The sequence below is a fragment of the Halobellus ordinarius genome (genome assembly GCF_031823395.1).
Taxonomy (GTDB): Archaea; Halobacteriota; Halobacteria; order Halobacteriales; family Haloferacaceae; genus Haloquadratum; species Haloquadratum ordinarius.
Map to the genome: position 1 here is coordinate 85,817 of NZ_JAVQKJ010000002.1, position 13,524 is coordinate 99,340.

The 13,524-nt window shown below is 67.4% G+C and carries 11 protein-coding genes; 7 read left to right on the forward strand and 4 right to left on the reverse strand.

Going from position 1 to position 13,524, the window contains the following annotated elements:
- Positions 1 to 9: 9 nt before the first annotated feature.
- Positions 10 to 1,743 carry an excinuclease ABC subunit C gene (locus tag RJT48_RS00715; protein ID WP_311170311.1) on the reverse strand — a complete coding sequence of 578 codons (1,734 nt, stop codon included), beginning with the start codon at positions 1,741 to 1,743 and terminating at the stop codon, positions 10 to 12.
- 181 nt (positions 1,744 to 1,924) lie between these two features.
- On the opposite strand from RJT48_RS00715, the gene RJT48_RS00720 reads away from it, so the two are divergent.
- From RJT48_RS00720 to RJT48_RS00735, 4 genes are all read left to right on the forward strand, one after another.
- Positions 1,925 to 2,212 carry a DUF7967 family protein gene (locus RJT48_RS00720; protein ID WP_311170312.1) on the forward strand — a complete coding sequence of 96 codons (288 nt, stop codon included), beginning with the start codon at positions 1,925 to 1,927 and terminating at the stop codon, positions 2,210 to 2,212.
- A 128-nt stretch (positions 2,213 to 2,340) separates the two neighbouring features.
- Positions 2,341 to 3,384: an ABC transporter ATP-binding protein gene (locus RJT48_RS00725; protein ID WP_311170313.1), complete on the forward strand. Its 1,044-nt coding sequence runs from the start codon at positions 2,341 to 2,343 to the stop codon at positions 3,382 to 3,384.
- Positions 3,381 to 4,301, forward strand: a complete 921-nt coding sequence (locus tag RJT48_RS00730) for an ABC transporter permease (RefSeq protein ID WP_311170314.1) — start codon at positions 3,381 to 3,383, stop codon at positions 4,299 to 4,301. Before RJT48_RS00725 ends, RJT48_RS00730 begins: the two co-directional genes overlap by 4 nt.
- Positions 4,302 to 4,440: 139 nt before the next feature.
- The gene (locus RJT48_RS00735; protein WP_311170315.1) at positions 4,441 to 6,366 is read left to right on the forward strand and encodes a hybrid sensor histidine kinase/response regulator; all 1,926 of its coding nucleotides are present in this window, start codon (positions 4,441 to 4,443) and stop codon (positions 6,364 to 6,366) included.
- A 34-nt stretch (positions 6,367 to 6,400) separates the two neighbouring features.
- Here RJT48_RS00735 and ligA read toward each other — a convergent pair whose 3' ends face one another.
- On the reverse strand, positions 6,401 to 8,593 hold the full coding sequence (gene ligA / locus RJT48_RS00740) for an NAD-dependent DNA ligase LigA (protein WP_311170316.1): 2,193 nt from the start codon (positions 8,591 to 8,593) through the stop codon (positions 6,401 to 6,403).
- A 184-nt stretch (positions 8,594 to 8,777) separates the two neighbouring features.
- Between ligA and RJT48_RS00745 the strand changes: the two genes are divergently transcribed.
- Positions 8,778 to 10,028, forward strand: coding sequence for a pyridoxal-phosphate-dependent aminotransferase family protein (locus RJT48_RS00745; protein WP_311170317.1), 1,251 nt, complete (start codon positions 8,778 to 8,780; stop codon positions 10,026 to 10,028).
- A 124-nt stretch (positions 10,029 to 10,152) separates the two neighbouring features.
- On the opposite strand, the gene RJT48_RS00750 is transcribed toward RJT48_RS00745, so the two are convergent.
- Both RJT48_RS00750 and RJT48_RS00755 read right to left on the reverse strand, forming a co-directional pair.
- Positions 10,153 to 10,545: a type II toxin-antitoxin system VapC family toxin gene (locus RJT48_RS00750; protein WP_311170318.1), complete on the reverse strand. Its 393-nt coding sequence runs from the start codon at positions 10,543 to 10,545 to the stop codon at positions 10,153 to 10,155.
- Positions 10,542 to 10,802, reverse strand: a complete 261-nt coding sequence (locus tag RJT48_RS00755; RefSeq protein ID WP_311170319.1) for an antitoxin VapB family protein — start codon at positions 10,800 to 10,802, stop codon at positions 10,542 to 10,544. The genes RJT48_RS00750 and RJT48_RS00755 overlap by 4 nt, the downstream gene beginning before the upstream one ends.
- Before the next feature lie 142 nt (positions 10,803 to 10,944).
- Between RJT48_RS00755 and RJT48_RS00760 the strand changes: the two genes are divergently transcribed.
- Both RJT48_RS00760 and metX read left to right on the forward strand, forming a co-directional pair.
- Positions 10,945 to 12,324 (forward strand): O-acetylhomoserine aminocarboxypropyltransferase/cysteine synthase family protein, encoded by a 1,380-nt coding sequence (locus RJT48_RS00760; protein WP_311170320.1) that lies wholly within the window; start codon positions 10,945 to 10,947, stop codon positions 12,322 to 12,324.
- Positions 12,321 to 13,520 carry a homoserine O-acetyltransferase MetX gene (metX, locus tag RJT48_RS00765; RefSeq protein WP_311170321.1) on the forward strand — a complete coding sequence of 400 codons (1,200 nt, stop codon included), beginning with the start codon at positions 12,321 to 12,323 and terminating at the stop codon, positions 13,518 to 13,520. The genes RJT48_RS00760 and metX overlap by 4 nt, the downstream gene beginning before the upstream one ends.
- The last annotated feature ends 4 nt before the right edge of the window (positions 13,521 to 13,524 follow it).

Here is a 13,524-nt window from a genome sequence, read left to right on the forward strand (position 1 = left end):
GCGGTGCGGTCACAGTCGCTCGCGGATCGTCTTCGCGGTCCCTTTGCCGACGCCCGGCACGTCGGTGAGGTCCTCCGTCGACGCCGCGCGGACGTTCTCGACGCTCCCGAACCGCCGCAGGAGCGCCCGCCGGGTCTTCTCGCCGACGCCCGGCACGTCCTCCAGGACCGTCTTGACTTCGTCGCGCAGCGTCTGGTGGTACTGGACGGCGAAGCGGTGTGCCTCGTCCCGCACGCGCTGGAGGACGTGGAGTGCTGGATCGCCGTCGTCCCAGTCGGAGACGCTGTCGGAGGTCACCACTAATTCCTTCTCTTTGGCGAGTGCGACCGCGGGGACGCCCCAGCCCGTCTCCGCGAGTGCGTCGCGCGCGGCGCCGAGTTGCCCCTCGCCGCCGTCGATCAAGAGCAGGTCCGGATCGGGTCTGTCGTCACGGCCCTCGATCGCGCGTTCGGCCCGCCAGCGGACGAGTTCGCGCATCCGCGCGTAGTCGTCGTTGCCGTCTGACAGCTGCTTCCGGCGGTAGTCGGACTTCTCGGCGGCGCCGTCGACGAAGCAGACGTTGCTGCCGACGACGGCTTTGCCGCCCGCGTGGCTCACGTCGAACCCCTCGATTCGCGTGACTGAGTCGAGCCCCAGCGCGTCCGCGAGCGCTCCGAGTTCGTCGTCCCGGTCCGGCCCCTGCCGCGCGTTCTTCAGCGCGAGGTCGACGAGCTTCGCTTCCCGGCCCGCCCCCGGCACGCGAAGCTCGACGCCCTCGGCGTTCAGCCACGCCGCCACGTCGGGGTCGTCGGGGCGTTCGGACGCTAGGACCGTATCCGGGAGCTCGCGCTCGGCGTAGTACTGCGTCAGAAACGCCGTGAGGACGGCCGCCGATCGCTCTCCGCCCTCGGGAGCGTCGAGGCGGTGCCGCGAGCGGTCGACTAGCTGCCCGCGTTCGCTGTGGAGTCGCGCGACGGTGGCGGTGTCGCCCTCGACCGACACACCGAGGGTGTCGACCGCGCTCTCGTCCGACTGGGCGGACACGGCTTCCTCGCCGGCGCCGTGGAACGACTCGACAGCGTCGAGTCGGTCCCGGAGGTTCGCGGCGCGCTCGAACTGCTCGGACTCGGCGGCCGTCTCCATCGCTCGCCGGAGCGGATCGGCTAGGGCGCCGGTCTCGCCCTCGAAAAAGCGGACGGCAGCGGCGACGTCCTCCTGGTACGATTCGGGGTCGATCTCGCCGGTGCAGGGTGCGGTACACAGCCCCATCTCGTAGTCGAGACACGGCCGGTCGCGGCCCTCGTATTTGTGGTCCGAACACCCGCGGAGGCCGTATATTTCGCGGAGCGCCTTCACCACAGTCTCGACGCGACCCTTGTCGGTGAACGGGCCGAAGACGGTCGCGCCCGGGTCCGGGTCCCGGGTTATCTCGATCCGCGGCACCGGATGGTCGGTCAGCTGGACCAGTGGATAGGACTTGTCGTCCTTCAGCCGGACGTTGTACCGCGGCTGGTGCCGCTTGATGAGGTTCGCCTCGAGCAGCAGCGCCTGCGTCTCGGTGTCGGTGACGGCGACGTCGATCGACCCGGCGCGGGCGACCATCTGCCGGATGCGCTCGCCACGCGGATCCGCGTACGAGCGGACCCGACCCCGGAGGTCGACCGCTTTGCCGACGTAGAGCACGTCCTCGCCGTCGAGGAACTGGTAGACGCCGGGGTCGGTCGGCAGCCCCGCGGCGCGCTCGCGAAGGTCGCTGCGCTCCATCGACCCGATGTAGCGGGCCGAGCGGCTTGAGCGTGACGTGATCGGACGTCAGGATTCGACCTGGAGATAACCGTCCGGCTATCTGCCGTACCATCAGGTATAGTCCACTCGGGGGAATGCTGATCGCTCCGAGGACGACGCGGGTCAGTAGCTACAAACCCCTCGCCGACGACAGTCACCTATGAGCGAGGACGCCACCGAGGACGACACGATCCGCTGTTGGCTGGTCGAGCGGACGTACACCGACCGCGGACTCGTAGACATGACGTACGCGACGCCGGACGGCTCGCACGTCCGCCGCAAACAGGTGTCGACGACGATTATGCGCCAGCGCGGGTCCGGAACCACGGCCGCCGTCGACGTGGCCCGTTCCGATCTCGATCCCGTCGACGACGAGGAGACCCAGGAACGCTACGCTGCGGAGGCCGAGCGAATGCGCGAGGAGCACGATCCCGAAGAGGAGGTGTGACCGGCGAGCGGCCGCCAAGGCTCCCCCGTCGGTTCTGATCCACAACCTCGATAGTCCGGTCGCAGGCGACTCTCAGGCCTGATACTGTTCACGAAACCCTTTAACGAAAGACCTGACAACGCTTGGCTATGGCCGCCATCGAACTCGACGGGATGACAAAGCGGTTCGAGGACGTCATCGCCGTCGACGATCTCTCGTTGACAGTCGAGGAGGGCGAGGTGTTCGGCTTCCTCGGGCCGAACGGGGCGGGGAAATCGACGACGATCAACGTCATCCTCGATTTCGTCCGTCCCACCGAGGGGACGGTGACCGTGCTCGGTCACGACGCCCGCGAGGAGAGCGTCGCGGTCCGGGAACGGACCGGCGTGCTCCCCGAAGGATTCGGCGTATACGACCGACTGACCGGTCGCGCTCACGTCGAGTTCGCGATCGAGTCGAAGGCGGTCGACGTCGACCCCGACGACGTCTTAGCGCGGGTCGGCCTCGCCGACGCCGCCGACCGGCAGGCAGGCGGCTACTCGAAGGGGATGCGCCAGCGACTCGCCTTGGCGATGGCGCTCGTCGGTGATCCCGACCTCCTGATTCTCGACGAACCCTCCTCGGGGCTCGATCCCGCGGGCGCAAAGGAGATGCGCGAGATCGTCCTCGAGGAGGCCGAACGCGGCACGACCGTCTTCTTCTCCAGCCACATCCTCGAACAGGTCGAGGCCGTCTGCGATCGGGTCGGCATCCTCCGGGAGGGCGAACTCGTCGCCGTCGACTCGATCGACGGGCTCCGGGAGGCCTCGGACGCAGACGCCAGCCTCCGCGTCGCGGTCGCGGATCCGGTCGACGACGACGTCCTCGCGGCGATCCGCGACCTCGAGGGCGTCGACAGCGTCGCCCGCGACGGCGACGCGCTCTCGGTCGTCTGCGACAGCGACGCCAAAACGGGCGTCGTCACGGAACTGGAGTCCCGCGGAGTGTCGGTGACCGACTTCACCACCGAGGAGGCGTCGCTCGAAGATCTGTTCCTCGCGTACACCGAAGACGAGGACGAGACGGATCTCGCGGGCGGCGAGCCGACTGCTGCGGAAGCCGACACCGAGTCAACGGCCGACGCCGGGTCAACGGCCGACTCCGACTCGACGGACGATGCTGAATCCACCGTCGACACGGAGGCCGGCCGATGAGCTGGCAGGCCGTCGCCCACAAGGAGTTCCGCGACGCGATCCGCTCGCGGTGGCTCCACGGCTCGACGCTGTTTTTCGCGCTCTTCATCGGCGGCGCCGCGGCGATCTTCTTCGGCTTCCTGCTGCCGCCGGACAGCCGCCAGGTGTCGAACCTCTTCGGCTTCTTCGCCAGCCTCGGCGTGTTCAGCTTCTCGTTCCCCGGGCTGCTCGCGCTCGTTCTCGGCTTCGTCGCGCTATCGACCTCCTACGGGTCGATCACCGAGGAACGCGAGTCGGGGTCGATCAAGCTCCTGCTGTCGCTGCCGAACTCCCGGCTCGACGCCGTCATCGGGAAGCTACTGGGCCGCTCGGCCGTCGTCGTCGTCGCGCTGCTCGTCGGCTTCCTGGTCACGTTCGCAATCCTCGTGGCCACGGGCACGCGGCTGGAACTGGGATCGTTCGTTCCGCAGGTCGCGTTGACGGCGCTTCTCGGGATCGCGTTCGTCTCGATCGGGCTCGGCATCTCGGCGCTCGCAGACTCGAACCGCGAGGCGACCCTCGCGACGATGGGCGTGTATCTCATCTTCGCGATCCTCTGGGGATCGATCTCCGAGGGGATTCCGAAGCTCATCAACTACGCCGCAGAGCAGGTCGGGGTGGGGACCGTCTCCGAACTCACGCGCGTACAACTCGGCGTGTTCCTGAAGTACCTGAACCCGCTGAAGACCTACGAGACGCTCGCGGCACAACTGTACTACGGTCCGGCACAGGCACGCCTGGTCAGTACTACCTTCGGTGAACGAGCGGTGATCGCCCCCGTCTTCGAGGGCTCCGTGCCGTTTTACTTCTCCGGGTGGTTCCTCTTCGTCATCCTCCTTTTGTGGATCGTCCTCCCGGTCGCCGTCGGGTACTGGGCGTTCGAGCAGACAGATCTGTGACCGACTGTCGGTCATACAGGCGGTCCGGACAGTAGGGTCGTTCACGTTCGGTAGGGTCGGTCCGGGCACGGTATCGCCGCTCACGTTCGGTAGGGGACCATTACCATAGCAATTTAATTACCCGGTCCGTTCACCCGGTATGGCCGAAGCGATTCGCGTCCTCCACGTGGACGACGACTCGTCGGTCGGCGAGTTGACCGCGACGTTGCTCGAACGCGAGGACGAGCGAATCGAGGTGCAGACCGCCGCAAGCACCGACGAAGGGCTTGCGATCGCCGCCGAGCGGAGCATCGACTGTATCGTCTCCGATTACGAGATGCCCGGCCGGTCCGGCCTCGACTTCCTGGAGGCCGTCCGCGAGGACCAACCGGACCTGCCGTTCATTCTCTACACGGGGAAGGGATCCGAGGAAGTCGCAAGCGACGCAATCTCCGCGGGCGTAACCGACTACCTCCAGAAGGGAGTCGGCGCTGACCAGTATGCGCTGCTGGCAAACCGGATCCGGAACGCCGTCGAAGGCCACCGGGACAGTCAGCGCGTCACCGAACAGCTCCGGATCAACAGGGTCGTCCGCCGGATCAACCGCGCACTCGTCCGGGCGACAACCCAGCAGGAGATCGACGAGCGCGTCTGTGAGATCATCAGCGGCGCGGAGCCGTACCGGTTCGCCTGGATCGGCGACCACAACCCCGATGCCCGGACTGTCGAGCGGCGGACGGCCGCAGGTGTCGGGGAGGACTATCCCGACGTCATCGAGATCACGACCGACGAGGCGGCGACGGCCCGCGGCCCCACCGGCGAGGCCGTCCGAACCCGCGAACTGTCGGTGATGCAGGACATCCACGAGGATCCGGATTACGAACCGTGGCGGGAGGAGGCGCTCGAACGAGGCTACAGGGCGAGCGCCGCGGTCCCGCTGATCCACGATGATATCCTCTACGGCGTCCTGAACGTTTACGCCGACCGCACGCACGTCTTCGACGATCACGAACGGCAGCTACTCTCGACGCTCGGCGCGACGATCGGTCACGCCTACCACCGGATCGAACTCCAGCAACAGTACACCGACCAGTACCGCGTCCTGTTCGAGGAGGCGCCGGTGATGGTCGTCTTCACCCGATCGGTCGACGGCGAACCGATCATCGACGACTGTAACCGATCCTTCGCCGAACGGCTCGGCTACGAGCGGGCGGAACTCCGCGGGACACCGCTGGCGCGGTATTACACCGAGGAGTCGACCAATCGGCTCCTCGAGAAGGGCTACCAGCGCGCGCTCACCGGGGAGTTCGTCCGCGAACAGCGGACGCTTCTCACTCGCAACGACGAGGAGATACTCACCATCCTGCGTGCGTCGCCGCGGCGAAACCCGGAGGGTGAGATCGTCGGCACCCACGCGCTGTTTCTCGACATCACGAACGAACAGCAGGTGACGGAGCTCAAACGGAAGAACGAACGCCTCGACGAGTTCACGAGCGTCGTCTCCCACGACCTCCGGAATCCGCTGAACGTGGCGCAGGGCCACCTGGAACTGGTACGCGAGACGTACGACGACGATCACCTCGACGTCGTCGCCTCGGCCCACGATCGGATGGAAGCGCTGATCGACGACCTCCTCCGTCTCGCCCGCGCGAGCGAGGCGGCGACCGAAACCGACGTCGTGGATCTGAAGTCACTCTTGAACGGCTGCTGGGGGAACGTCGATACGGCCGATGCGACCCTCGACATCGACATCGACCGCGCAGTCGACGGCGACGAGACGCGACTGAAACAGGTGTTCGAGAACGTCTTCCGCAACAGCATCGACCACGGCCGCGCGGACGTGACCGTGACGGTCGGCGAACTCGACGACGGATTCTACATCGAGGACGACGGCCCGGGGATTCCTGCCTCCGACCGCGACAACATCTTCGATGCGGGCTTCTCCACCAGTCCGGACGGGACGGGATTCGGACTGAGCATCGTCAAGCAGGTGATCGAGGCGCACGGGTGGGCGATCGACGTCACCGACGGCACCGAGGGCGGCGCGCGGTTCGAGATCACCGACGTCGCGTTCGCGGACGAATGAGTGTCGCCGTCGACCGGTTTGCTGCAGTGGTGGACTACTCCTCGGACGGATACGCGATTCCACGCTCCGCGAGCAGGTCGGCGAACGCCGCTTCCTCCAGCGTCGGAACGTCGTTGTCCTCGGCGTCCTCGCGCTTCGTCCGCCCCGGATCCTCGCCGACGACGAGGTAGTCGGTGTTGCCGGAGACGCTCCCGGTCGCCGTCGCGCCGTGCCGCTCGACCAGGTCTTGCGCTGTCGCCCGCGTCGCCGACAGGGAGCCGGTGAAGACGAACGTGAGTCCGTCGAGTGCCGCGCCCTCGTCGGGCGTCTCGACGGGCTCGGGCTCGACGCCGACTTCGCGGAGTTCCTCGATGACGGCGCGGTTGTCCTCGTTCTCGAAGAACTCCCGGATCAGCGCTGCGACCGTCGGCCCGACGTCGTCGACAGCCTGGAGTTCGTCCTCTGTCGCGTCCATCACCGCATCGAGGGCGCCGAACGCCCGCGCGAGGTTCCGGGCCGTGCTCTCCCCGACTTCGGGGATCCCGAGACCCACAAGAAACTCCGAAAGCGGCGGCGACCGCGTGGCATCGACGGCGTCGACGAGGTTCCGCGCGCTCGTTTCGCCCCATCCCTCCAGATCGGCGAGCTCCTCGATCGAGAGCCGGTAGAGATCCGGTAGCGTCGAGACGACGCCGGCGTCGACGAGCTGTTCGACGCGCTCTTCGCCCAGCCCGTCGATGTCGAGCGCCCCCCGGCTGCCGTAGTGGACGATCGCACGGACGAGCTGCGCGTCGCAGGTGAGCCCGCCCGTACAGAACGCCAGCGGGCCGTCGCGCTCGACGGAACTCCCGCAGACCGGGCAGGTCTCGGGGAAGTCAAAGGTCCCCTCGGCGCGCTTTTCGATCACCTCGGCGACTTCGGGAATGACGTCGCCCGCGCGGCGGACGCGCACCTCGTCGCCGACGTCGACGCCGAGGCGCTCGATCTCATCGGGGTTGTGCAGCGACGCCCGGGAGACGGTCACGCCGCCGACGTCGACGGGATCCAACAGCGCGACCGGCGTGAGCCGGCCGGTGCGGCCGACCTGGACGACGATGTCGGTCACCCGCGTCACCTCCGTCCGCGGCGGGAACTTGTAGGCGAAGGCCCAGCGGACGGCCCGGCTGGTGGCACCCAGTTCCTCGCGGTCGTCGCGGTCGTCGACCTTGATGACGGTGCCGTCGATCTCGTAGTTCAAAGCGTCCCGCGCTGCAAGCAGGTCGTCGCGGAAGTCGATCGCGGCCTCGACGTCGCCGACGACGTCCACGCGGTCGTTCACGGGCAGCCCCCACTCGCGGAGGCGGTCGAGGGTCGCCCGCTGGGTCGGCGGCACGTCGCTCGCGTCTAACACGTCGTAGACGAAGCAGTCGAGGGGGCGGTCGGCGACGACCGCGGGGTCGAGCTGTCGGAGCGTGCCCGCGGCGGCGTTCCGGGGGTTCGCGAACGGCTCCTCGCCGCGTTCGACCCGCTCGCGGTTGTGTTCCTGAAACGCGTCCCGCGGGAAGAACACCTCCCCGCGAACCGCCAGGGTGTCGGGATAGTCGCCGCGGAGCGTCAGCGGGATCGAGCGGATCGTCCGCACCTGTGCCGTCACATCGTCGCCGTACTCGCCGTCGCCGCGCGTGGCCGCGCGGACGTACTCGCCGTCCTGGTAGACCACTTCGATCGAGAGGCCGTCGAACTTCGGTTCGCAGGCGTAGTCGACGTCGCCCACGGCCTCCCGCACGCGACGGTCGAACTCCCGGAGGTCCGCAGCCTCCGTCGACTGGTCGATCGAGAGCATCGGCGCGACGTGTTCGACGGTGTCGAGTTCGGAAAGCGGCTCGCCGCCGACGCGCCGGGTCGGACTCGTCTCGCTGTCGAGGTCGAACGCCTCCTCTACGGCTTCCAGTCGAGCAAACAGGTCGTCGTACGCCCGATCGGAGATCATCGGATCCGCCTGCACGTAGTACCGGTGGTCGTGTTCGCGGATCGCCGCCCGCAGCCTCGCCGCCTGCGACTCCGCCTCCTCCCGGCTCAGGTCGTCGATCGGCGCGAAGTCCGTGTCCGGATCCTGAAGGTAGGGGTTGTCCGACTCCGCGTACACCGGCTCGACGTCGGCGTCGGCTGCCGAGCCCGAATCCGGAGCCGATTCCGTCTCTACGCCCGGGTTCGAGGCTCCCTCGTCGCGGCCGCCCCCGGCGTCCCCCGACGGCGTCTCGTCGGTCATTCTACCGGGCGGTCGGCCGGCACGGAGTTAGGTGCTTCGTCATCATCACCGGCCCTCGCCCGCCGGACCGAGTGCGACCATCCGGCGGCGACACGTGAACTCGAATCCGTGTTACTGACCCTCGAGGCGGCCGGTGCCGGGCGAAACCCGCACCGCTTATGCCCGCGCGCCGCAATCGCCGCGTATGGAAGAGGACTTCCTGCTGCTCAACCCGGGCCCGGTGCCCATCACCGACGAGGTGTCGGCAGCGATGGACGAGCCGATGGTCTCTCACCGCTCGGCGGCGTTCGAGGCAGTCTACGAGCGTGCACAGGACGGTCTCGACTACGTCTTCGAGCAGTCGACCCTCGACGGCACGGACACGGCGACCGACGGCGGCGGGACGTCGCTGCTCCTCAACGGCACGGCCTCGATGGGGATGGAGGCGGCGGTCGCCAACCTCGTCGGCAGCGCGGGACGGAGTCCCGCGAGCGACCGGACGCAGTCCGGTAACGCGGGCGACCACGTCGTCTCGCTCGTCAACGGGAAGTTCGGCCGCCGGTTCGCTCGGATCGCCGAGCGCTACGCCGACGTGACTCGCGTGGAGGTCCCGTGGGGCGAGTCGATCCCGCTGGCGGACGTCGCCGCCGCCGTCACCGACGAGACGGATCTGGTGACTATGGTCCACAACGAGACCAGCACCGGCCTGCTCAACCCCGTCGCTGGCGTCGGTCGGATCGCTGAGGACCACGACGCCCGGTTCGTCGTCGACGGGGTCACCTCGATCGGCGGCGACGTGTTCTGTCTGGACCCCTGGAACGTCGACGTCGCGATCACCGACGCCCAGAAGGCGCTGGCGGCGCCGCCCGGAATCAGCGCGATGTACGTCACCGAGGAGGTCGTCGACGACCTCGACGGCGAATCCGCGCCGTTCTACGAGGACCTCGAGTGGCACCTCCGGAAGGCCGAGTCCCACCAGACCCCCTTCACGAGCGCGGTCCCGCTGTTCCGCGCGATGGCGGTGGCCGTCGAGGACATCGTCGCCGAGACGATGCCCGAGCGGATCATCCGTCACCGTCGCCAGGCTGCCGCCTTCCGCGCCGGATTCACTGAGATGGGACTGGATCTGTTTGCGAACGCCGATGACGCCACTGTGCTCTCGAACACCGTGACTGCCGTGTCGCTGCCGGACGCGGTCGCAGGCGACGACGCCGACGCCTTCTTCGACGGCGTCGACGCCCGGAACGTCAGCATCTCGGGCGGGCAGGCCCATCTCGGCGGGACGATCTTTCGCGTGAGCAATATGGGCGGCCTGCCGGACGATGCGATCCTGCGCGGCGTCCGGACCGTCGGCGAAGCGATGGCCGACGCGGGCGTCACCGTCGACGTCGAGGCCGGACTGGACGCCGCCCGCGAGGAACTCGACGTCGCCGAGACGGCCTCCGCGGACGACTGATACTGATTATGCTCACTTTTTACCGCCGAGTCCCGTCAACGGCGTGGCGCTCGGCGGTACGTGAGGAGAGGAATCAGTTTGAAGCGGGAGAACGCGGATCGAACGTTAGCCGGTTTTCTCTCGGTCAGTACGTTCGGACGTCGAGGCCGTCGATCCGTCGGAAGTGATCGGCATTCCCTGTGACAACCGCCTCATCGTGTAGCAGTCCAGTCGCGGCGATGATACAGTCTTCCCGTTCGATCCGTTGTCCTTCAGTGATGAGTTGGCCCGAGAGTTTCCCTGCCTTCCGCATTACCTCGTTGCCGGCCGGTACGATGTGTTTGGATTCGAGGACGTTGATGATCCGATCCTGAGTTGACGTCGACGCCCCAGATCTCGCCACTCCTTCGTACAGCTCGAAGACCGTGATCGACGCGACTTTTTCAGGACGAGATTCCGATTCGATCACGTCGAGAAGCGCTTGGGCACCCTCGTCGCCACGGAGCACATCTATAATGAATGATGTGTCCTGTATCATTTCGACCCGTCGCGATCGCTTGCAGCGTCGAGTTCGTCGGCAAGTCGATCACTTCGTGCCCGTGACCGAGACCGGCCTTCTTTCACAGTCTCTCCGAGGGCCTCGGCTTCGTCGGGACTGAGTATACCGGCCACTTCACTCCACGATCGCTCGCCAGCGAGTCGTTTTACGACATCGCTGAAGCTTTCTCCCTCCCTTTTGTGAGCCTTCAGCCGCTCGTAGGCTTTCTCATCGAGAGAGATCGTCTTCGTCGCCATACCAATACACAGTTGTGTGTGTACATTTATCAATTCTTGGCTGTGACGCGGAGGCAATCCGTCGCAGTACGTGACGAATTCACACCACCGACCGTAACCGCTGGTTATAAGTCTGAGAGAGAATATGCGTAATATACATAGTATGGTCGATGGGTTCCACACCCGGAGTCTGCACGCCGGCCAGGAGCCGGACTCCGCGACGGGCGCTCGCGCGCCGCCGATCTACCAGACCACGTCTTACGCGTTCGAGGACGCCGACCACGCCGCGGACCTGTATGCGCTCGCGGCCGAGGGCGACGTCTACTCGCGGATCTCGAATCCGACCACGCGGATCCTCGAACACCGGCTGGCGGCGCTGGAAGGCGGCGTCGCGGCCGTCGCAACCGCTTCGGGGATGGCCGCGCTCGACTCGGCGACCAGCATTCTCGCCTCCGCGGGCGACAACGTCGTCGCCTCCGCGGACATGTACGGCGGGACGGCGACGTACCTCACGAAGATGGCGACGCGCCGCGGCGTCGACGTCCGGGTGGTGGATACCCTCGATTACGACGCCTACGCCGAGGAAATCGACGAGGACACCGCCTTCGTCCACGTCGAGACCATCGCGAACCCCTCGCTGAAGACGCCCGACTTCGAGCGTCTCGCGGAGGTCGCCCACGACGCCGCAGCCCCGCTCGTCGTCGACAACACCTTCGCGACGCCGTATCTCTGCCGCCCGCTGGAGCACGGCGCCGACATCGTCTGGGAGTCGACGACGAAGTGGATCCACGGCTCGGGGACCACCATCGGCGGCATCCTCGTCGACGGCGGCACGTTCCCCTGGGAGCACGCCGACTACGACGAACTCTCCGGGGAGAATCCGGCGTTCGGGGTCGAATTCGTGGAGCGCTACGGCGACGCGGCGTTCGCCAACGTCGTCCGCCAGCGGGCGCTCCGGACGCTCGGTAACCAGCAGTCGCCCTTCGACGCCTGGCAGACGATCCAGGGGCTGGAGACACTCCCGCTGCGGATGGCCCGCCACTGCGAGAACGCCCGGGCGGTCGCCACGTTCCTCCGCGATCACGAGGACGTCGCGTGGGTGTCCTATCCCGGCTTTCCGGATCACCCAACGCACGAGACGGCGAGCCGGTATCTCGGCGACGACGAGGCCGACGAATACGGCGGGATGGTCACCTTCGGTCTCGAAGCGGGCTTCGAGGCGGCAAAGCGGACCTGCGAGGCGACCGACCTCGCGTCCTTCCTCGCCAACATCGGGGACGCGAAGACGCTCCTGATCCACCCTGCGTCGACGACGCACGCCCAGCTATCCGAGGAGGAACAGCGCGCCGCGGGGCTCTCTCCCGAGATGGTCCGCCTCTCGGTCGGCATCGAGGACGTCGACGACGTGATCGCCGACCTGGACCGGGCGATCCGAACGGCGACGCGGGACGTGGAAGGGTCGTCCACCGGGGAGGCGTCGTCCGACGCCGCGACGTCATCCGACACCGATATGTCGTCCGAGGGGGAGGTGACCGACGAATGAAGACCGACAGCGGCACCGTCGACCTCGGCCGGTTCGACTTCGCCTCCGGCGACGAGATCGAGAACCTCGAAGTCGCCTACGAGTCCTACGGGGAGTTCGACGGCGATAACGCGGTGTTGGTCTGCCACGCGCTCACCGGCAGCCAGAACGTCGCGGGCTACGGACAGGAGACGACTGGCCAGGCGCGCGCGTGGTGGAACGACATCGTCGGGCCCGGGAAGGCAATCGACACGAACGAGTACTACGTCGTCTGCGCGAACGCCCCCGGATCGTGTTACGGAACCACCGGCCCCGCCTCCGAGGATCCCGAGGGCGAGGTGTACGGCACCGACTTCCCGCCCGTGACAGTCGACGACTGGACCCGCTCCCAGCGGCTCCTGCTCGACGAACTCGGCGTCGGTCGCCTCCACGCCGTGATCGGCGGCAGCGTCGGCGGGATGAACGCTCTCGACTGGGCGAAGCGCTACCCCGACGACGTCCGGTACGTCATCTCCGTGGCGGCCGCGGCACGGCTCGACGCCCAGTGTCTCGCGCTCGACGCTATCGCCCGCCGCGCGATCACGACCGATCCGAACTGGAACGGCGGCGACTACTACGGCGGCGAGCATCCGAAAGACGGCCTCGCGCTCGCCAGACAGATCGGCCACGTGATGTACCTCTCGAAGTCGTCGATGGACCAGAAGTTCGGCCGCCGCGCCGCGGGCCGCGACGCCCAGCGGGATTCCTTCCCGGCAGACCCCGCGGCGGCCTTCTTCCCGTACCGGGACGTCGAGTCGTACCTCGACTACCAGGCCGAGAAGTTCGTCGACCGCTTCGACGCAAACTCCTATCTGTATCTCACCCGCGCGATGGACGACTACGACCTCGCGGAGGGCCACGAGGACGACGCCCACGCCGTCGCCGCCTTCGAGGGCGAGACGCTTCTGCTCTCCTTTACCGGCGACTGGCACTTCACGGTCGAGCAGTCCGAGACGCTGGCGGCGGCGTTCCGCGAGACGGGGATTCCGGTCGCGCACCACGTCATCGAGTCCGATCACGGCCACGACGCCTTCCTCGTGGAACCCGAGAAGGTCGGGCCGCCGATCCGGGACTTCCTCGCCGAGGGGGTTGCGGGCCGCGCCGTCCACGATACCGACGAGGGCGCCGACGACGGCGGCGACTTCGCGCCCGTCCACGCCTCGCTGTTCAGCGAGTAATCAG

Bases quoted from the DNA above. Each gene is read 5' to 3' on its own strand.
- RJT48_RS00715 (WP_311170311.1), bottom strand. From the start codon at position 1,743: ATGGAGCGCAGCGACCTTCGCGAGCGCGCCGCGGGGCTGCCGACCGAC.
- RJT48_RS00720 (WP_311170312.1), top strand. From the start codon at position 1,925: ATGAGCGAGGACGCCACCGAGGACGACACGATCCGCTGTTGGCTGGTC.
- RJT48_RS00725 (WP_311170313.1), top strand. From the start codon at position 2,341: ATGGCCGCCATCGAACTCGACGGGATGACAAAGCGGTTCGAGGACGTC.
- RJT48_RS00730 (WP_311170314.1), top strand. From the start codon at position 3,381: ATGAGCTGGCAGGCCGTCGCCCACAAGGAGTTCCGCGACGCGATCCGC.
- RJT48_RS00735 (WP_311170315.1), top strand. From the start codon at position 4,441: ATGGCCGAAGCGATTCGCGTCCTCCACGTGGACGACGACTCGTCGGTC.
- ligA (WP_311170316.1), bottom strand. From the start codon at position 8,593: ATGACCGACGAGACGCCGTCGGGGGACGCCGGGGGCGGCCGCGACGAG.
- RJT48_RS00745 (WP_311170317.1), top strand. From the start codon at position 8,778: ATGGAAGAGGACTTCCTGCTGCTCAACCCGGGCCCGGTGCCCATCACC.
- RJT48_RS00750 (WP_311170318.1), bottom strand. From the start codon at position 10,545: ATGATACAGGACACATCATTCATTATAGATGTGCTCCGTGGCGACGAG.
- RJT48_RS00755 (WP_311170319.1), bottom strand. From the start codon at position 10,802: ATGGCGACGAAGACGATCTCTCTCGATGAGAAAGCCTACGAGCGGCTG.
- RJT48_RS00760 (WP_311170320.1), top strand. From the start codon at position 10,945: ATGGTCGATGGGTTCCACACCCGGAGTCTGCACGCCGGCCAGGAGCCG.
- metX (WP_311170321.1), top strand. From the start codon at position 12,321: ATGAAGACCGACAGCGGCACCGTCGACCTCGGCCGGTTCGACTTCGCC.